Source organism: Rhizobium sp. Leaf311, from assembly GCF_001423445.1.
Classification (GTDB): domain Bacteria; phylum Pseudomonadota; class Alphaproteobacteria; order Rhizobiales; family Rhizobiaceae; genus Agrobacterium.
Genome location: NZ_LMNZ01000004.1, coordinates 957803 through 977840, shown reverse-complemented (window position 1 = coordinate 977840; position 20038 = coordinate 957803). Strand labels below are relative to the sequence as shown.

The window sequence follows — 20038 nt, the reverse complement described above, 5'->3', positions numbered from 1 at the left end:
AACGGGAACGGGAACGGGAACGGGAACGGGAACGGGAACGGGAACGGGAACGGGAACGGGAACTAACAGCGGCGCGACTGATATCAAGTTGTTTTTTCAACTTTTTTCAGCAAAGCAGCCGTGGCAGAACAGAATGGCATTTTGCCATTGCTGATAGACGGGGCCGCATCGCGCGGCCCCTTTTTTTACTGGAATTCGAAGATCTGACGGAAAACGCCCGGCGCGATCAGCGAGAGCGGATTGATTGCCAGACGTGGCGTATCCGTCTGGCCGGTCAGCTTGAAGGTAATGCCCAGAAGTCCGCGGTCGCGGCCGTTTCCGAGAAAGATGCCGATGAAAGGTAGTTCGCCAAAAAGGCGGTTGAGGCCATAGGCCGGCATGAAGGTACCGGTCATATCCATATTGCCGTTCTGGTCTTTGACGATTCCCTGGAAGGTCGCTCCGATCTGCTCTCCGCGCACGACGCCGTTTTCAAGAGCAAGCGTACCGTTAACGTAAACTACCCTTGCAAAACCGCGCTGAAACTTCTCCGAACTCACATCGATGTTGCGTTTGACGGCAGTGTTGAGGCTGCGCCCGTCCTCTCCCGTCGGCGTCGCCACGATGTCCTGAAGTTTTGCTTCGTTGAGAACCGCAAAGTTTCTCAGATCCAGCGACCCGCTCCAGTCATTGCCATTGGCTGTTGTCAGCGCCAGATTCAGCAAGCCGCCACGCACGCGTGAGTATAGATTGGTGAAGCGGGCGAAAGAACCTGCGTCGCTGGTGGTAAGATTGATTGTGCCACCGTCTCCACGATTGGTGGTCTGCACCACGACCGCCTGTCCACGACTGGTGACAGCCTTGAGATCGACCGTCCGCAGTTTGCCTTCGCGTAGATTGACGTCGGCACTGACATTGCTCATGACCTCATCATTGAAACCATAGATCTTGTCGAGTTGCGCCTTGACCGAAAAGGAACCGAAATCACTTTCACCGGCAGCTGCCGGACTACCAGCCTTGCCGCTGGAACTCCGAAGCTTTGCGACGAGCGGACGAAGGTCCGCCGACTTTCCGCTTGCATTGATCGTGTAATTCTTACGCGCCGAGGAAATCGACACGGCAAAATCGTCCTGCGGGGAAAGCTGGAAGCGCGAGAAATTCGCAGCCGTCAGCCCGCTCTTGTCGAAACTCAGTTCACCGGCTGCACCGAAGCCATCGCCCTTCAACGAGAAGTCACTGATCGACGTTTTACCATCGACCGTGTCCATCACGAAGGATGCGCCTGCCGGAATACCGGCGCCTTTCGTCCAGCCTATGCCTGGCAAAATGATGGAGGCATTGGAGAGGTCGAGCTTCACAGTTTGATGATGAGGGTCAGAACCGTTGAGTTCAAGCAGCGTGGTGCCACCGAGGATTTTCGTCAGTTCTGGTGCCAGTTTTGCGATATGGCCTGGCTCAAGTGTCGCCTTCAGCACCATTTGCTTCGGCACCGTGCTCGCTTTGCGCGTCGGCTGAACCAGTTCAAGCTCCATTGGCACATCGTCGATATGCGCCTTGCCCTTGAGGCTGAGGGCATCCTTGTCGACAGAAAGAGGTCCGTCGATTGCCGAGACCTTTCGACCTGCAAATGGCCTTGTGAGAGAAACACCGTCCAGATCAAGCTTTGCCGTCCATTCCGGTGCAGGAGGCTGCTGGCTGGCGAGCAGGCCGATGGTCAGTTTCGCATTGGCAGTAACAGGCCCTGAAAAATCCTCGGGCTTGAACTCGGAATCCTTCAGCGCATTGATCGGTTTGAACGAGGCGAGTTCGGCAACGGCATCCGCCGCGCCTGAGACATTCAGGTCGAGATCGGCCATCAGCGGCTTCTCATAGACCGAATTGATCGAGAAGTGGCTGTTTTGAAGCTCAAGCGTGCGACCGGATGGAAAATACGACGTCGCCTTCCTGATATCGACATCGATCCTTTCGCCGACAAGCTCGAAGTGGGCGGAGGCGTCGCGCAACGGCGGTATGTCGCCCGCGACGTTCAGGCGCGTATCATCCACGTCGAATTTGATCTGCAATTCACTGGCGGCAAGCTCCAGCGGGCAGCCCGGCCCGCACATTCTTCCCTCGGGGATGAAGACGGCAATCGATCCGTTTCTGACCGTCCCGCCAAAAAGGTTTGCAACCACCCATGGGCGTGCCTTGCGCGCCATCCAGAACGGCCAGAGCTGTTTTACCGCCGTGGCCTCCATCTTGGCAATCTGTCCGCCAAAGCTGATCTCGGGAGACCCTTGACCGCCGAAATGGACCTTGAGGGAACCCGCCATGTCGCCGAGTGGACTTTTCACGTAGAGCGCAGGCACGTCCAGACGGCGTGTCGTCTTGTCGAAGGTACCGTCGGCATTGAGATCGAAGGTAACCGGTGGCTCGCCTCCGCCTTCAGCAATGGCTGTTGCCTGCGACATGCGAAGCGCGAGGTCGAAACCGGCCGCGCTGTCGCGGATCTGCGCACGCAAGGGCAAAATTGTCTGGCCCAGCGTCAGTTGCGAATCCTCTACGGCAATCACATTGTTGTCAAAATCATAACGTGCCTTGATAAGGCCGCTCGTCACCGTCTGCGCGTCGCCACCGATGTAGAGCTTGCCATCGCCTACACCCATTGACACACCCAGCGACGGCTGCTGGTCTGCGACCTTTCTGTTGCCGACGATGTCGAGGCCAGCCTTGACGTTGAGCCCCTGATGCATGAGCCCTTCCGGGTCGTGCTGTTCCACCAGTGGCCCGATGTCGAAGCCATCCAGGCGGGCGGAAAAGCCGTCAATGACACCGCTTGCGCCTTTGGCGCTCAGGGAAAGGGTCGCGACCTCGCCGTTGAATGCGACATTGCCATCCAGCGAATAACCGCCCTGTCCATCCGGCACCAACGACAATTCTCGCAACGAAATCACGCGCGGCTGGCCATTCTCCTTCGGTGGGAGCCGGATGGCGATATCGGAAAGATCGATTTCCTCGGTCCCGCTGCGTTCGAAAGCCACCGCGAAACGATCCAGTTCGGTGAAAGCGAGTTCCAGGTAAGATGGCACGTCAGCAACGCGAAATTTTGCCCAGTCGAGCGCCTGGCCCTTCGGAAGCAAAGCCGTATCGAGCTCCATGCCGGTCGCTTCGAGACTTTGAACGGAAACACGTCCGGTGATCAGCGCAAGTGGATCAAGCGCCATGCCGATGGCACGTGCACGGCTGAGATGCAGGCCGGTATCCTGCTCGATGATATCCACATCCTGCGCCACGAGGGCCAGATGAAAGCCGGATGCAAAGCGGACGGTGGTAGAGCCGATCCGCGCCTCGTAACGGGAGCCAAGCGCATGTTCGAGCGCCTGCTTTGCCTGCTTTGAAAGTGTTGCATCGATCGAGCCCGTCTCAACAGACAGGATGATGCCGCCCACCGAAATGAAGGCCAGCACGATCATGGCCGCAAAGACCTTGAACAGCGTCCGCATCATGGAACGCGGCGCCGGACAATGAACGATGATGGGATTTTCCACCTGCGCAGAAGGCATCTCGTGCAGCGGCGTTATCTCGCGCTTGCTGAAGCTGACCTTTTCGCCACGAATTTCCGCCATTCGTCTGTGCTTGCTCCTGGAATTGCCCCGGCCATGATGGAAATCAGGGCCTTATCGACGTGACGGGACGAACCAATCACACCGCGTGACTCGTCACAAGACTGGACGACGCTCTTATTCGGTATATATCCAATACTGGCCCATGTACTCAACAATCCGGCGAAAGAAAGGTCACCCATGACAGATTTGGCAATCGGCGATAAGGCTCCGGATTTTACCCTTCCCAGAAACGGCGGCGGTGAGATCAATCTTGCAAGCCTTCAAGGCAAGGCGGTCGTGCTTTATTTCTACCCCAAGGATGACACATCCGGCTGCACCGTTCAGGCGCTCGATTTCAGCGCGATGGGAGCCGATTTCGAGGCTGCAAACTCAGTCGTCATTGGCATTTCCCCGGACTCTGTGAAAAGTCACGACAAGTTTGCGGCAAAACACGCGCTTACCGTCATGCTCGCCTCCGACGAGGAGAAGACTGTTCTGGAGACCTATGGCGTCTGGAAGGAAAAGAGCATGTATGGCAAGAAATACATGGGCGTTGAACGCACGACCTATCTGATTGCACCCGATGGCAAGATCGCCAAAATCTGGAGCAAGGTGAAGCCCGCAGGTCACGCTCAGATCGTTCTCGAGGCAATCCGAGCGCTGTAAATGCCGTCTGCCCCGATATCTCTGCGAGGCGGCGCGAGCGAAGCCATCGCCTGTGCCGATCTTGATCGCAAAACCGCATTGACACAGAATGTCGCAACGCGCTGGTTCGAGCGACGGATATCATTGCGCTCTCCCTTGGACCCGAAGTTGCCGGACCGTCCCGGCAGGCCTGACAAGCCGGAACTCGTCGCACCTACAGCCGTCGAGCGACGCTCCCTGCATAGCCTCAAAGGCCGGATCGCACTTCTGCACGCCATCGCCCACATCGAACTCAATGCCGTTGATCTCGCTCTGGATATCGTCGCGCGCTATGCCAGCGAGCCTGTCCCGCACTCATTTTTCGATGGCTGGATGCAGGTGGCCTTTGAAGAAGCCAAGCACTTCAAGCTGGTCCGCCAGCGATTGAGAGACCTTGGGGCGGACTACGGAGATTTGCCAGCGCATGATGGCCTTTGGCAGGCAGCCCACGCCACTCGCAACGACCTTACCGCTCGGCTTGCGGTCGTGCCCCTGATACTGGAGGCGCGCGGGTTGGATGTTACACCTTCCCTGCAAGCCAAAATGCGCGAGACAGGCGATCTCGAAAGTGCTGCCGTTCTGGACATCATCTACAATGAGGAGAAAGGCCATGTCGCGATCGGAGCAAAATGGTTCCGTTTTCTCTGCGCCAGGGAACGGAAGGATCCTGCCGAAACGTTTCGCCAACTCGTTCGCGCCAATTTTCGCGGCCCGTTGAAACCGCCCTTTAATGATCTGGCGCGCGCGGAAGCCGGTCTTACACCCACTTTTTATCGTTCCCTCACCGCTGTCAGCCAAAGCTGATGGGAAAGTCAAAGTTTCATTAACCTTAACAAATTACTATTGCCTCAGGACGAATTGGCCGGAGGTGGAATTTTGACGGACGCGGGTAAAAGCCTGTCATTTGGCAAACGGCGCCAACAGCACGTCCTCATTCTCGCCAGCGGCGAAAAGGTACGTCACATCACCATCCGCCCCTGGCTTGCAGCCAGCGCGCTTTGCCTCGCCGGCTTGCTGAGTATCGGCTATATCGGCTCGACGGCCTACCTCATTTTGCGTGACGATCTGGTTGGCGCAACCATTGCCCGCCAATCCCGCATCCAGCGAGAATATGAAGACCGCATCGCGGCCCTGCGTGCGCAGGTGGACCGCGTCACCTCCAAGCAATTGCTGGATCAACAGGTCGTGGAACGAAAGGTCGAGCTTCTGCTCCAGCAACAAAGCGCCCTGACCTCCCGCCACGGGCGCATGAGCGAGTTGATGGATCGGGCGGAGAAATCCGGCCTCATGGAAAGTGAAGCCAAGGCCCCGCCTGTGAACGCCTTCAGCCCTGACAAGCGCGCTAGCGTTTCCGGCGCCAGCAACGCACTCGAAATCCTGATAGCTCCCACCGGCAAGGCAAGTGAATTGAAGGGCAGCCTGACTTACTCGGCAGGCAGCGACCGCTTGTCGGACCGCAGCCTCTCAAGAATGATCGATTCGCTAAGCAAGGTTGAAAGCGACCAATTGAACCGAATCGCCACACTGACGACGGGCGCCGAAACCAAGGCGGATGCCATGGCCGATATCATCAGGCGTACCGGCATCAAAATCGAGGAGCATACGGAAGATAATGTCGGTGGACCATTCGTTGAGCCTCTAACGGCCAGCGCTGACACGTTTGAAGCGTCGCTGAGCAATCTCGACAATGCACTGAACCGGCTGGAAACGGTCAGGGGCGCTGCGGTCGCCCTGCCCTTCGGCAATCCTGCTCCCGGACGGGAAATCTCAAGTCAGTTCGGAAATCGGATCGACCCCTTCCTCGGTCGGCTCGCCTTGCACGCAGGTGTCGATTTCGTTGCCGAAACCGGCGCAGACGTCCAGACCACCGGTGCCGGGACAGTGATAAATGCCGGTTTTTCAGGTGGTTACGGCAACATGGTGGAGGTGGACCACGGCCGAGGCATCACGACACGGTATGGCCACCTCTCGCAAATCCTGGTCCGGCAAGGCGAAAAGGTGAGCATTGGAGACGTCATTGGTCGGGCTGGCAGCACCGGACGCTCAACCGGGCCACACGTTCATTATGAAGTGCGGCTCAACGATACGCCTGTTGACCCGATGCGATTTCTTGTCGCCGGGACGGAATTGAAAACATACTTGCAGTAACAGGCAGGGACGAGCGCCACCTCTTCCGGAGTAGCGTACCGATTGCGGGGCGTAATGCTTTCGTCTCGCCAGGATGTATCATTTTGGGATAAATCCCTGTTTCCTTGACTTTCGGGCAATTTGGGCCTATCTCGCCGCTATAGTCTGCGGCGTCGCCGTTCTGACAGCGAAGTGTTCTTTTCGAACCAACACGGAAACCGTTTTTCCTTTGACAACATTCTCTGATCTTGGCCTGAGCCAAAAAGTCCTTTCCGCTATCGAAGATGCCGGCTACTCGACGCCGACGCCTATCCAGGCGGGCGCAATTCCGCCAGCACTCGAACGACGCGATATTTGCGGCATCGCGCAAACTGGCACGGGCAAAACTGCTTCCTTCGTCCTGCCGATGCTGACACTTCTGGAAAAAGGCCGAGCGCGCGCAAGAATGCCGCGCACCCTTATTCTGGAGCCTACCCGAGAACTTGCAGCCCAGGTAGCCGAGAACTTCGAAAAATACGGCAAGAACCACAAGCTGAACGTTGCGCTTCTGATCGGCGGCGTTTCTTTCGACGAGCAGGACCGTAAGCTGGAGCGTGGCGCCGATGTTCTCATCTGCACCCCCGGCCGCCTGCTCGACCATTGTGAGCGCGGCAAGCTGCTGATGACCGGCGTGGAAATCCTCGTCATCGATGAAGCGGACCGCATGCTCGACATGGGCTTCATCCCTGATATCGAGCGAATCGCCAAGATGATTCCCTTTACCCGTCAGACGCTGTTCTTCTCGGCAACCATGCCGCCGGAAATCCAGAAGCTGGCAGATCGCTTCCTGCAGAACCCTGTGCGCATTGAGGTTGCCAAGCCCTCCTCAACGGCAAAGACGGTGACGCAGCGCATCGTTGCCACACACGACAAGGACTATGAAAAGCGCGCGATTCTTCGCGAACTGATCAAGGCCCAGACAGATTTGAAGAACGCGATCATCTTCTGCAATCGCAAGAAAGATGTCGCCGATCTCTTCCGTTCGCTTGAGCGTCACGGTTTTTCGGTCGGCGCACTGCATGGTGACATGGACCAGAATTCACGCACCAAGATGCTCGCGGGCTTCAAGGACAATCAGATTACGCTGCTCGTTGCATCGGATGTTGCTGCCCGCGGTCTCGATATTCCCGATGTCAGCCACGTCTTCAACTTCGACGTTCCGATCCATGCGGAAGACTACGTTCACCGCATCGGCCGTACCGGACGTGCAGGTCGCTCCGGTGCCGCCTTCACGCTAGTGAATCGTCGCGATACGAAATATCTCGACGCCATTGAGAAGCTGATCAATGAAAAGATTGAATGGCTGAATGGCGACCTGACGGCGCTGCCTGCGCCAATGGAAAGCTTTGCTTCCGAGCGTCCGCGCCGTGGCAAGGAAAAGGAACAGCGCGGCCGTGGTCGCGACAGAAATCGTCGTGAGCCTACCGAGCAGATCGAAACAGAAGTAAAACCCATTCAGCCAGCTGCAATCGTCGATGTTGCGGCCAACGGAGGCGAAAAGTTGAAGGCAGAGCGCAAGCACGAGAAGGCCCCCCGCAATTTCGAGCGGAACCACAACGCGCCGCCTGCGAACGACGACAATCGCGAACGGCGCCGCCACTACCGCGACCACGACGATGGCCCGACACCCGTTGGTTTCGGCGACGATATTCCTGCTTTCATGCTGATCGTGGCCAACGCCAAGGCGTGACCGTGAAACCGGGCACGCATTTTCCAGGCGTTGGTGCCGGACTTCTGATCCAGCGTGACGGGAAGGTTCTGCTGTACAAGCGCGAGAACCCGCCCGAAGCAGGACACTGGAGCATTGTTGGCGGCAAGGTTGACCATATGGAGACCGCCGCCACCGCTGCAAAAAGAGAGGCCGAAGAAGAAACCGGTCTCTTGATCGGTGAAACTCACCTGCTTTGTGTCAGCGAACAGATCATTCCAGCAGACGGCCAGCACTGGCTCTCCCTCATCTATGTAACAGATGACGTGCGTGGCGACGCGCGGTTAATGGAACCGGAAAAATTATCCGATATGGGCTGGTTCGACATGGAAGATCCTCCTCAGCCACTGTCGCTTTTCGCCAAGGATGCGTTTCAGCATTTACGCAATCGTCGGTCCCAGTCGTAGAAATTGCTCTACCTTGCTGAAAATACGCCGGGATTTAGTCTGTAAGCGTGATTTAGGCAGCATTTCCTCTTTTGTAATCCGTCGCGTGTCGATAAACATCGCTGAACAGGAAGAGGAACACATCCGGTCGATGCATTTATTTCGCCTGCTCATCATCGCGGCAAGCCTAAGTCTGGCCAGTGCTGCAAGTGCCGCGACAATCGGTATCGTCGCGCCGCAGAGCGGTGCCTATGAGATGCTCGGCGCGCAGGTTCGCCAGGGGGTACAGGTTGCAGCCACAAAAGCTGGCCTCGATGTGATGGAGATCCATGAAAGCTGCGAAGAGGGCAGCGGCGGCGCGATCGCCGATGGGCTGGTCGCAGCCAAGGTCAGCGTCGTCGTTGGCTTTCTGTGCACGGAAACACTGGCCGACGCTTTGCCAATCCTCAAGAATGCCGCAATCCCGGCCATCACACTGTCCAGCCGTGCTTCCGGCCTCATGGAAGATACGCTCAAGCGCGGATGGCCGCTTTTCCGTCTCGCCCCTTCCGACATGGATGAATCGTCTGCGCTGATTGATGTCATCCTTCGTGACTGGAAAGGTCACTCCTTCGGCCTGATCGACGACGGGACCATTTATGGCCGCGAACTGGTTGACCGCATCAGGTCCAAGCTCGAGGAATCCGGTCTCAAGCCTACCTTTACGGATACTTTGCGACCCGCGCAGGAACAGCAGATTGCCTTGGTTCGCAGGTTGGGCCGCACCGGCATTACCCATGTTTTCGTCGGTGCCGAGCGCAATGATGTTGCCGTCATAGCCAGAGATGCCGCTGCCGAGAAATTGGCCCTGACGATCCTCTCAGGCGACACGATGCGCGCGGCAAACAATCCCGTCCCGCTTCAGGAGGGCGTACTGGCCGTTACCTTGCCGGAATACAGCCTCGCACCCCAGGCGGCGGATGCCGTGGCCGCATTGCGGGCTGCAAAGGTGGAGCCGGAGGGCTACGCCCTGCCCGCCTACGCCGCAACACAGATTACAGCCAAGCTTGTCGAGCTTAGCGAGGCGCAGGGCAAGCCCGCACCTGAGCTGATGATCGGCACGGCTTTTGAAACAGCCATCGGCCAGATCGTTTTCAACGACCGCCACGAATTGCAGGCAAACCCTTATCGTCTCCAGCGTTGGAACGGAACGGCGTTTGTTCCTGTGGACCGGGCTGAGCGTTAGGCGCAAACGGTTGCATGACGATTGTTGATCCGGGCTATCGATGATAAAGGCCCGCAAGACCTTTAGTGCAGGAGCTTTTGCAGATGTCTCTTCCCGTGCGGATCGCCCCATCCATTCTCGCCGCCAATTTTGCGAAGCTCGGACAAGAGGTTGCCGATGTGACGGCAGCCGGAGCCGACTGGATTCATCTGGACGTGATGGACGGACATTTCGTTCCGAATATTTCCTTCGGGCCAGATGTCATCAAGGCCCTGCGTCCGCACAGCCAGGCCTTCTTTGATTGCCATCTGATGATTGCGCCCGCCGATCCCTATCTTGAAGCTTTTGCCAAGGCCGGTTGCGATGGCATTACCGTGCACGCGGAAGCCGGCGCTCACCTGCACCGTTCGCTACAGACGATCCGCACTCTGGGCAAGAAAGTCGGCGTGACACTCAATCCCGCAACGCCGCTGTCGGTACTGGAAAATGTGCTCGATGATGTCGATCTCATCCTCATCATGAGCGTCAATCCCGGTTTCGGCGGTCAGAAATTCATTCCTGCGATGCTGGACAAGATCCGCGCCGCCAAGTCCATGATTGGTGACAGACCGATTGAGCTTGAGGTCGACGGCGGAATTACCATCGATACTGCCGGAAGCGCGATTGCCGCTGGCGCGAATGTGCTGGTCGCGGGTTCTGCTATTTTCAAAGGTGACGGCGTGGATGACTATCGCAAGATGGTATCGGCGGTGCGTGCCTCGGCAGAACAGGGCCGTAACTGACCGAAATAAGGGGCGGCCCCTGCCCCATCCCCATTTTTCGGCGGTCTCGATGCGTTGAGATTGCCGGCACACTTTGCTAAAGGGGCAGAAAAATTCCTCCTCAAAGAAAGCCATTGCCATGATCCCTCGTTATTCCAGACCGGAAATGGTCGCAATCTGGTCGCCGGAAACCAAGTTCCGCATCTGGTTCGAAATCGAGGCACATGCCTGCGACGCGCTGGCCGAAATCGGTGTCATCCCAAAGGATGCCGCCAAGACGATCTGGGAAAAGGGTGGCGCTGCCCAGTTCGATGTGGCCCGTATCGATGAAATCGAAGCCGTCACCAAGCATGACGTGATCGCATTCCTTACCCATCTGGCGGAATTTGTTGGTCCCGATAGCCGTTTCGTTCATCAGGGCATGACGTCATCGGACGTTCTGGATACCACGCTCAACATCCAGCTGGTTCGCGCCGCAGATCTGTTGATTGCGGATATGGACCGCGTGCTTGCCGCTCTCAAGACACGCGCATTTGAGCACAAGGATACCGTCCGCATCGGTCGCAGCCACGGCATTCATGCCGAACCGACCACGATGGGCCTGACATTTGCCCGCTTCTATGCCGAGATGGACCGCAACCGCGCCCGCCTCGTCAATGCCCGTGCGGAAATCGCCACCGGAGCCATTTCGGGCGCGGTCGGCACCTTCGCCAATATCGATCCTTCGGTTGAAGAGCATGTCTGCAAGGCACTCGGCCTGTCGCCGGAGCCCGTGTCCACACAGGTTATCCCGCGTGACCGCCATGCAATGTTCTTCGCCACACTCGGTGTCATTGCCTCGTCCATCGAGAATGTCGCTATCGAAATCCGCCATATGCAGCGTACGGAAGTTCTTGAAGCCGAAGAGTTTTTCTCTCCGGGTCAGAAGGGCTCGTCTGCCATGCCTCACAAGCGCAACCCGGTGCTGACGGAAAACCTTACCGGACTTGCACGTCTGGTGCGCATGTCGGTCGTCCCCGCAATGGAAAATGTCGCGCTGTGGCACGAGCGCGATATCAGCCACTCCTCGGTCGAGCGCGCCATTGGCCCCGATACGACTATCACGCTGGATTTTGCCCTCAACCGCCTGGCAGGCGTCATTGAGAAGCTGGTCATCTATCCCGAGAACATGTTGAAGAACATGAACAAGTTCCGCGGGCTCGTACATTCCCAGCGCGTTCTCCTGGCACTCACCCAGGCTGGCGTATCACGTGAGGATTCCTACCGTCTCGTCCAGCGCAATGCCATGAAGGTGTGGGAACACGGCGCAGACTTCCTGGAAGAGTTGCTTGCCGACGAAGAAGTTCGCGCGGCGCTGCCTGAAGAAACCATTCGCGAGAAATTCGATCTCGGCTATCACACCAAGCATGTGGACACGATTTTCAATCGCGTCTTCGGCCAGAGCTGATCAAGATCATCAAACAAGCCGCTGCAGCCTTGACTGCGGCGTCTTTCATACCGAGATAAGCGGCATGAAAGCATCAGAAGCAGATATCCTCATTGTCCCGGGTTACACCAACTCCGGACCGGAACATTGGCAGAGCCGCTGGCAGGAAAAGCTTTCCACCGCACGGCGCGTGGAACAGGCCGAGTGGTCAAAGCCGGTCAAGGAAGACTGGGTCGCAAGGCTGGTCGAGGAAGTGAATGCCTGCACACGGCCCGTCGTGTTGGTTGCGCACTCACTCGGCGTACCGACAGTCATGCACGCGCTGCCGCAGATATCCCACAGGATCGCCGGCGCGATGCTCGTCGCCCCGCCCGATGTCGCCAACCCGGATATCCGCCCAAAGCACCTCATGACTTTCGGTCCCTATCCAAGAGACCCTCTGCCGTTTCCGGCCATCACCATCGCCAGCCAGAACGACCCTTTTGGTACCTATGAACATGCTGGCGATATTGCCAATGCCTGGGGTTCTCTCTTGATCGACGCAGGCATGTCGGGTCACATCAACGCGGAGTCCGGTCATGGCCCATGGCCGGAGGGAACTATGGTTTTCGCCCAGTTTCTCAGCAAGCTGAAGACCCCTCCCGGCTTTCAGTGAAGACAACCGGTAGCACATCGCAACGGTTTGGTCAGTTATCAACTCAGGCCCATTTCCCCGGCATCAACTGTTTGCCGGAAGCTTAGAAAGCGCAGAGCAGATTCAAATCCTGCAAAATACAGAATATGATTCGCTGAGGGCACTGCGCTGTGATGCCTGGATACGCAGGTATCGAACTTTCCAGCCGTACGCATCCACGGCTGGCGCCTGCGCAAATCCAGCGCAACGAGGAAGCCGCCAGTCTCCTGAAAAGCAAGTAGACGTGCGGCTCTATGCTATGAAGATCAAGCGACGGCTTTTTTGTCCGCCTGTTCCATGCCCTCGCGCAGGATTTGAGCAGCAGAATTGAAAGCATCACTCATGTGAGTGTGAATTTCATCGTCAGCTACAGTCACGCCCGCCTGGGTGAAATCTGCCTTCAGCTTTTGGATAATGGCGTATTCGTCGCTATGGCTCACGACATAAGCCGCAAGTTCACTGGCATACTCGTTCGCGTCTTCTTTTTTGAGCAGTGCGGCAGCCCAAAGCCCGATAAGCTTGTTGCGCATCGCATGAAGACGAAACGCCATATGCTCGCCGTTGAAGTAAACATTTTCAAGAGATTTGGCACGTTCATTATTAGACATAATTTTATCCCGGTTTTTATTTAAAATATTGTTTGAGCCCTCTTCGTGGGGACGCTCCAGTGGTAAAATAAAACTGTTGAAAAATCGTAATTGCGGAACCCGCCCCTCGCGGAAGCAACACGCACAGGCCAGAATTGCAGCGAACGCGCCCTGCCTTGTTGTGGAATTGCTTCTTTTCCTTTATGGGACCGCTTCAACACCGTAACGAACGCCGCTCATTTGGCGCCAACCAAGAGATTTGTTATTATGAACCGTCGCCGCCGTATTTACGAAGGCAAGGCCAAGATCCTTTACGAAGGTCCTGAGCCGGGGACTCTTATTCAGTTCTTCAAGGACGACGCAACCGCCTTCAACAAGAAGAAGCACGAGGTCATCGACGGTAAGGGTGTTCTGAACAACCGCATTTCGGAATATCTTTTCACGCACCTCAACAAGATCGGCATTCCCACACACTTCATCCGCCGCCTCAACATGAGAGAGCAGCTGATCAAGGAAGTGGAGATGATTCCGCTCGAGGTCGTCGTTCGCAACGTCGCGGCCGGTTCGCTGTCCAAGCGCCTTGGCATCGATGAAGGCGTGGTACTACCCCGCTCGATCATCGAGTTCTATTACAAGTCCGACGCGCTCGAAGACCCCATGGTTTCCGAAGAGCACATTACTGCCTTCGGTTGGGCAAATCCGGCTGAGCTCGACGACATCATGGCGCTTGCCATCCGCGTCAACGACTTCCTGTCTGGCCTTTTCCTCGGCGTCGGCATCCAGCTCGTCGATTTCAAGATCGAATGCGGCCGCCTGTTTGAAGGCGACATGATGCGTATCATTCTGGCGGATGAGATTTCTCCGGATAGCTGCCGCCTCTGGGATATCGAGACGCAGGAAAAGATGGACAAGGACCGTTTTCGCCGCGATATGGGTGGTCTGCTGGAGGCCTATTCGGAAGTCGCGCGCCGTCTTGGCATCATCAACGAAAATGAACCCATCCGTGGCACCGGCCCGGTTCTGGTAAAGTAAATTCAGGAGAGCATCAGGTGATCAAGGCACGGGTGACAATTACGCTCAAGAACGGCGTTCTCGATCCGCAGGGTAAGGCAATCGAAGGCGCGCTTGGCAGCCTCGGTTTCGATGGCGTTGGCCAGGTACGTCAGGGCAAGGTCTTTGACCTGGAACTGAACGCCAGCGACAAGGCGAAAGCCGAAGCCGATCTGAAGGCGATGTGCGAAAAGCTGCTCGCCAACACAGTGATCGAAAACTACTCTATCGCTATCCTCTGACACCAAGGAGCCGCCCATGAAATCCGCAGTCGTCCAGCTTCCTGGCCTTAATCGCGACCGTGACATGATCGCGGCTTTGACACGGATTTCCGGTAAGGCACCTGTCACCATCTGGCAGACCGAAACCGAAATTCCCGATGTCGACCTTATCGTCATCCCCGGGGGATTCTCCTACGGCGACTACCTGCGCTGCGGTGCCATTGCTGCCCGTATGCCAGTCATGCAGGCCATCCGGGAAAAAGCAGAACAGGGTGTGAAGGTGCTCGGCGTCTGCAATGGCTTCCAGATCCTGGTCGAAGCTGGCATGCTGCCCGGCGCCTTGATGCGCAATGCCTCGCTCAAGTTCGTATGCCGCGAAGTGAAGCTTGAAGTCGTCAACAACGACACGGAATTCACTCGCGCCTATGACAAGGGCCAGATCATCCGCTCGCCCGTTGCCCACCATGACGGCAACTACTTCGTTGAACAGGAACAGCTCAACGCTCTGGAAGGCAACGGCCAGGTCGTTTTCCGTTATGCCGAAGGCACCAATCCGAATGGTTCGCTCAACGACATCGCAGGCGTCATCAACGCAAAGGGCAATGTTCTGGGCATGATGCCGCACCCCGAAAACCTCATCGAAGCCGCCCATGGTGGTAATGATGGTCGCGGTCTGTTTGCGTCAGCGCTTGGCGTCATCGCAGCTTAAATATTAACAAAGTCGGATTAAACCGGCTTTGTTATAGACCCCAGTCATGGATTGAAGCGATGAACCGCCTGCCCCTTCGTTATGCATTGAACTTCGCGGGCCTCGGCCTTGTCGCTTTTACGCTTGCCGCCTGTCAGTCTGAGACCAAGCCGGTTGCTTCTTCCGCCTCGCGGGCCGCACTGCCGACAATGGAGCGGGTTGCGCTGGGTGCAAATGCCTGCTGGTTCAAGTCCGGCGATCCGGCTTTCAAAGCTTACCGACTTGCTCCGGAACTCAACTCCTTCTCCGGCCGCCCGCGTATCCTTCTCGTGCCGCGCAACAGCCCGGAATCTCGCCCCATGCTCGTCGTTCAGGCGGAGGGCAATCCAGCCAAGCTTGATGCATTTGGACCGGTCATGAACGAAGCCCACTCGGCACGCATCGCAAATGACGTGAAGCGTTGGGCCAATGGCGGCAAAGGCTGCTCCTGATCTCAAGGAATGCCCGTCAGCCCCGATTGAAACCGGCGCGTGACGGGTTTTTGCCAATATAATCGTGAACCGATCCGATCAGGCGACCATGCGCGAATTGCCGCGCTGGCCGACTGAGCCCGAAGCCTGCGTGGTTCCCAGCTTGAACTGAGCGACGAGGTCGTGAAGCTTTTCGACTTCCTGCGACAATGCGGCCGACGCTGCCGTGGATTGCTCCACCATGGCCGCATTCTGCTGCGTTGTTTGATCCATCGAGTTGATTGCGGTGTTAACTTCGGAAAGTCCGATCGACTGGTCCTTCGAAGACGTTGCGATTGCATCCATATGTTCGTTGATGCCGGCGACACGACCGGCAATTTCATGCAATGCGATCCCTGTCTCACGCACGAGTTCAACGCCGCTGCCGACCTCTGCCGAAGAGGTTTGAATGAGCGTCTTGATTTCCTGGGCAGCATTCGCGGAGCGCTGAGCCAGTGCACGCACCTCCTGCGCGACGACTGCAAAGCCCTTGCCTGCCTCACCGGCGCGGGCAGCTTCTACGCCGGCATTCAGCGCAAGCAGGTTTGTCTGAAAGGCAATCTCGTCAATCACGCCGATGATGCTGGAAATCTGCTGGGAGGAATTTTCGATGCGCTGCATCGCTTCTTCTGCCTGGCTGACGACCTGAGAGGATTTTGCCGCGCTTTCGGTCGCAGATGTCGCGGCCCTCTGCGCTTCCAGCGTGCGGCGGCTCGAATTCGTTACATTCGCCGTGATCTCATCGAGCGCTGCCGCTGTCTGCTCGAGCGACGCCGCCTGTTTTTCGGTACGCCGGGACAAATCATTCGCGCCTGATGCGATCTCCTGTGTTCCGTTGCCAATGGCGGATATGCTGTCGGTGATGGAGCGCAACGTATCGCCAAGCTGCTTGACGGAGAGATTGAAGTCCTGCCGCAACGCTTCGAATTCAGGGGAAAAAGCCTCGTTGAGCTGGAAGGAAAGGTCGCCGGATGCGAGGCGCTTGAGGCCATCTGCAAGCCCCGACGTTGCGACGCGAAGCTTTTCCCTGGCAACAGCTTCGGCTCTTTCCTGCGCAGCGAGGCGGTCCGTTTCGGCCTGCAGGCGTATTCCCTCCGCCTCTTCCTCAATTCGCTTCTTGGAGATGACAGCCTGCCGGAACACCTCCACCGCAGCCGCCATCAAGCCAATCTCATCCTTGCGACCGATGCCTGTCCCGCTGATGTCGGTGTTGCCAGCCGCAAGTTGCGTCATATCAGTAGATAGCGCCAGAATCGGTTTACTCATCGTCCTCCGGAATACAAAGAACATAAGACCGGAGAACAGCACCGCCAGAATGAGAAGCGAATACAGCACGTAATAGATCAGGACACTCGTATCTTTACTCTCAGCGCCGATATTTTGTGAGACTTTCTCAATATTGTCTCCTGCGACCTCCATGGCGGTTTCCAGTGCGGTAAACTGTTCCATGAAATCCGGCAGCGCCGCCATTGCGGCAGTCGGCTCGCTTTCCGCAATGCCTACAATTTTGCTCGCGCCCTCGACATAGGCGAGCATCGGCGGCTCAACACCTTTCAGCACCTGTTGCGTATCAGGGTCCGTTGCAAGGGCCTTGTTCTCCGCAATCATTGCCCGAAACGAGGCCACGTGTTCGGCAAGATCCTGCTTCACATCCTTGTAGGAAATTCCTGCGTCCGGGTTGGAAGCCAGAAGCGATGCGATGACGTCTGCACGAAGTGCGTCATGCATCATGTCGGCCTGCATATGGTTACGCAGCACCTGGGCGGAGCTTGCTATGCGTTCCGCATTGTTGGTCAGGGCTGAAGCCGCCCACAGACCAATTCCGGCAGAGCTGCCCGTCAACGTCAGAATACACAGACTTGCAACAACAATTTTATGCTGAATCGACGCCATCGTGAAATCCCTTGAGTAATTGTCAAAGAATATTCGATTGTAGTTAAATCTTACTAAACTCGGTTGTAACGAACACAATCACACCAGCCAGTCGAGACTGCGTCGCGATAGCCCTCGGGCAATACGAGAGCGCCCGGCTTATGGGCCGACAGGCTTTGGAAAACGATACAAAGGCAGTTTTTGCGGGGCCAACAGAACATTTTCCTGTCGCGCCCTGCTGTCTCTTGCGGTAAAGAACCGGAAACTCCCGTACCGGCTCGAACCCCGTGAGACCTATGACACTTCCAAATCATATTCAGATCACCCCGGAACTCATTGCATCCCATGGGCTCAAGCCCGATGAATACCAGCGCATCCTTGATCTCATTGGACGCGAGCCGACCTTTACGGAACTCGGCATTTTCTCGGCCATGTGGAACGAGCACTGCTCCTACAAGTCTTCAAAGAAGTGGCTGAAGACCCTGCCGACCACCGGACCGCGCGTCGTCCAGGGTCCCGGCGAAAACGCAGGCGTCGTGGATATCGATGATGGCGATGTCGTAGTCTTCAAGATGGAGAGCCACAACCACCCGTCCTATATCGAGCCCTACCAGGGCGCGGCTACTGGCGTTGGCGGCATTCTTCGTGACGTCTTCACCATGGGCGCACGCCCCATCGCTGCCATGAACGCGTTGCGTTTCGGCGCGCCTGACCATCCAAAGACCCGTCACCTCGTGGCCGGCGTCGTCGCCGGTGTCGGCGGTTACGGCAACTCTTTCGGTGTGCCGACGGTTGGCGGTGAAGTCGAGTTCGATCCCCGCTACAACGGCAATATTCTCGTCAATGCGTTTGCCGCCGGTCTGGCGAAGTCAGACGCGATCTTCCTGTCCGAAGCCAAGGGCGTTGGCCTGCCGGTCGTCTATCTCGGTGCAAAAACGGGCCGTGATGGCGTTGGTGGTGCAACCATGGCTTCCGCCGAGTTTGACGAATCGATTGAAGAAAAACGCCCGACAGTTCAAGTCGGCGACCCCTTTACCGAAAAGTGCCTGCTGGAAGCGTGCCTCGAACTGATGAAGACGGGTGCCGTCATCGCCATTCAGGATATGGGTGCGGCTGGTCTCACCTGCTCTGCCGTCGAAATGGGCGCCAAGGGCGACCTCGGCATTGAGTTGAACCTCGATCAGGTTCCTGTTCGCGAAGAGCGCATGACCGCCTACGAGATGATGCTGTCGGAAAGCCAGGAGCGTATGCTCATGGTTCTGGAACCATCCAAGGAAGATGTCGCCAAGGCAATTTTCGTCAAGTGGGGTCTGGATTTCGCCATCGTCGGCAAGACCACGGATGATCTGCGCTTCCGTGTTCTGCACAATGGTGAGGAAGTCGCCAATCTGCCGATCAAGGATCTGGGCGATCAGGCGCCGGAATACGACCGTCCATGGACGCCTGCAAAGGTTGCCGCTCCCCTGGCAGAGAATGATGTTCCCGAGGCCGATATTGCCGATGCGCTGCTCAAGCTCGTCGGCTCCGCCAACAACTCGTCGCGTCGCTGGGTCTACGAGCAGTATGACACGCTGATCCAGGGCAACTCCCTGCAGCTTCCGGGCGGTGATGCCGGTGTCGTGCGCGTCGAAGGCCACAATAAGAAGGCGCTTGCCTTCTCGTCTGACGTAACGCCACGCTACGTGGAAGCCGATGCTTTCGAGGGTGGCAAACAGGCGGTTGCCGAATGCTGGCGCAACATTACCGCAACCGGCGCATTGCCGCTGGCCGCGACTGATAACCTCAACTTCGGCAATCCGGAAAAGCCCGAGATCATGAGCCAGCTGGTTCATGCCATCAAGGGTATTGGCGAAGCCTGCCGCGTTCTGGAATTCCCGATCGTCTCCGGCAACGTCTCGCTCTATAACGAGACCAATGGTCAGGCGATCTTGCCGACACCAACCATCGGTGGCGTTGGCCTGCTGGCCGATTGGGCCAAGATGGCCCGCATCCGCTTTGCAGCAAGCGATGATATCATTCTGCTGGCCGGTGCCCCTGAGGGTCTTGGTTCGCATATCGGCCAGTCGGTCTATATGCGCGATGTCCACAACCGCATCGATGGCCCTGCCCCGCATGTGGATCTGTCTCACGAAAAGAAGACCGGCGATTTCGTTCGCGGCGTGATCACCGACGGGCTTACCAGCGCAGTTCATGACTGCTCATCTGGCGGTCTTGCCCTTGCCGTTGCCGAAATGGCAATCGCCTCCGATATCGGCGCAACGATCGATGCTGTCGAAGGCCACAATCCTGTCCTGACATTCTATGGGGAAGATCAGGGTCGCTACGTCTTGACGGTCAGCCATTCCAATCTCGAAACCGTGACGAAGCAGGCCGCTGCCGCAGGCGTATCACTTGTCGCAATCGGCAAGACAGGAGGCTCTGCCGTAAAGCTGGGTAAGGCCCGCAGCGTGGAGATTAAAGAATTGCGTTCGGCCCATGAATCATGGTTCCCTCAGTTCATGGACGGCGAGACTCTCGTCGCTGCAGAATAAGAATTGAGG

General features: G+C 57.1%; 17 protein-coding genes. 14 read left to right on the top strand and 3 right to left on the bottom strand.

Going from position 1 to position 20038, the window contains the following annotated elements; genetic code table 11:
- Nucleotides 1–185: 185 nt before the first annotated feature.
- A complete protein-coding gene (locus ASF69_RS10445) occupies nucleotides 186–3584 on the bottom strand; it encodes a DUF3971 domain-containing protein (RefSeq protein WP_062587168.1) in 3399 nt (1132 codons plus the stop codon).
- A 177-nt stretch (nucleotides 3585–3761) separates the two neighbouring features.
- Between ASF69_RS10445 and bcp the strand changes: the two genes are divergently transcribed.
- From bcp to ASF69_RS10400, 9 genes are all read left to right on the top strand, one after another.
- Entirely contained in the window at nucleotides 3762–4229 is a 468-nt protein-coding gene (gene bcp, locus ASF69_RS10440) for a thioredoxin-dependent thiol peroxidase (RefSeq protein WP_062587167.1), read from the top strand.
- On the top strand, nucleotides 4230–5051 hold the full coding sequence (locus ASF69_RS10435; protein WP_062587166.1) for a ferritin-like domain-containing protein: 822 nt from the start codon (nucleotides 4230–4232) through the stop codon (nucleotides 5049–5051).
- 72 nt (nucleotides 5052–5123) lie between these two features.
- Nucleotides 5124–6395: a M23 family metallopeptidase gene (locus ASF69_RS10430; RefSeq protein ID WP_062587293.1), complete on the top strand. Its 1272-nt coding sequence runs from the start codon at nucleotides 5124–5126 to the stop codon at nucleotides 6393–6395.
- 208 nt (nucleotides 6396–6603) lie between these two features.
- Nucleotides 6604–8103, top strand: coding sequence for a DEAD/DEAH box helicase (locus ASF69_RS10425; RefSeq protein WP_062587165.1), 1500 nt, complete (start codon nucleotides 6604–6606; stop codon nucleotides 8101–8103).
- A 2-nt stretch (nucleotides 8104–8105) separates the two neighbouring features.
- On the top strand, nucleotides 8106–8528 hold the full coding sequence (locus tag ASF69_RS10420; RefSeq protein ID WP_062587164.1) for an NUDIX domain-containing protein: 423 nt from the start codon (nucleotides 8106–8108) through the stop codon (nucleotides 8526–8528).
- A 130-nt stretch (nucleotides 8529–8658) separates the two neighbouring features.
- A complete protein-coding gene (locus tag ASF69_RS10415) occupies nucleotides 8659–9732 on the top strand; it encodes a branched-chain amino acid ABC transporter substrate-binding protein (RefSeq protein ID WP_062587163.1) in 1074 nt (357 codons plus the stop codon).
- An 83-nt stretch (nucleotides 9733–9815) separates the two neighbouring features.
- Nucleotides 9816–10493 (top strand): ribulose-phosphate 3-epimerase, encoded by a 678-nt coding sequence (gene rpe / locus ASF69_RS10410; RefSeq protein ID WP_062587292.1) that lies wholly within the window; start codon nucleotides 9816–9818, stop codon nucleotides 10491–10493.
- Nucleotides 10494–10611: 118 nt separating this feature from the next.
- A complete protein-coding gene (purB, locus tag ASF69_RS10405; RefSeq protein WP_062587162.1) occupies nucleotides 10612–11919 on the top strand; it encodes an adenylosuccinate lyase in 1308 nt (435 codons plus the stop codon).
- 64 nt (nucleotides 11920–11983) lie between these two features.
- Complete coding sequence (locus tag ASF69_RS10400) at nucleotides 11984–12553, top strand: alpha/beta hydrolase (protein ID WP_062587161.1); 570 nt, start codon at nucleotides 11984–11986, stop codon at nucleotides 12551–12553.
- Between the two features lie 284 nt (nucleotides 12554–12837).
- Here ASF69_RS10400 and ASF69_RS10395 read toward each other — a convergent pair whose 3' ends face one another.
- The gene (locus ASF69_RS10395; RefSeq protein WP_062587160.1) at nucleotides 12838–13179 is read right to left on the bottom strand and encodes an ATPase inhibitor subunit zeta; all 342 of its coding nucleotides are present in this window, start codon (nucleotides 13177–13179) and stop codon (nucleotides 12838–12840) included.
- A 246-nt stretch (nucleotides 13180–13425) separates the two neighbouring features.
- On the opposite strand from ASF69_RS10395, the gene purC reads away from it, so the two are divergent.
- The 4 genes from purC to ASF69_RS10375 are packed head-to-tail and all read left to right on the top strand — an operon-like array spanning nucleotide 13426 to nucleotide 15608.
- On the top strand, nucleotides 13426–14190 hold the full coding sequence (purC, locus tag ASF69_RS10390; protein ID WP_062587159.1) for a phosphoribosylaminoimidazolesuccinocarboxamide synthase: 765 nt from the start codon (nucleotides 13426–13428) through the stop codon (nucleotides 14188–14190).
- Between the two features lie 17 nt (nucleotides 14191–14207).
- Complete coding sequence (purS, locus tag ASF69_RS10385; protein WP_062587158.1) at nucleotides 14208–14450, top strand: phosphoribosylformylglycinamidine synthase subunit PurS; 243 nt, start codon at nucleotides 14208–14210, stop codon at nucleotides 14448–14450.
- 16 nt (nucleotides 14451–14466) lie between these two features.
- A complete protein-coding gene (purQ, locus tag ASF69_RS10380) occupies nucleotides 14467–15138 on the top strand; it encodes a phosphoribosylformylglycinamidine synthase subunit PurQ (RefSeq protein WP_062587157.1) in 672 nt (223 codons plus the stop codon).
- Nucleotides 15139–15197: 59 nt separating this feature from the next.
- Complete coding sequence (locus tag ASF69_RS10375; RefSeq protein ID WP_062587156.1) at nucleotides 15198–15608, top strand: hypothetical protein; 411 nt, start codon at nucleotides 15198–15200, stop codon at nucleotides 15606–15608.
- Between the two features lie 78 nt (nucleotides 15609–15686).
- On the opposite strand, the gene ASF69_RS10370 is transcribed toward ASF69_RS10375, so the two are convergent.
- A complete protein-coding gene (locus ASF69_RS10370; protein WP_062587155.1) occupies nucleotides 15687–17519 on the bottom strand; it encodes a HAMP domain-containing methyl-accepting chemotaxis protein in 1833 nt (610 codons plus the stop codon).
- Between the two features lie 275 nt (nucleotides 17520–17794).
- Between ASF69_RS10370 and purL the strand changes: the two genes are divergently transcribed.
- Entirely contained in the window at nucleotides 17795–20029 is a 2235-nt protein-coding gene (gene purL / locus ASF69_RS10365; RefSeq protein WP_062587154.1) for a phosphoribosylformylglycinamidine synthase subunit PurL, read from the top strand.
- The last annotated feature ends 9 nt before the right edge of the window (nucleotides 20030–20038 follow it).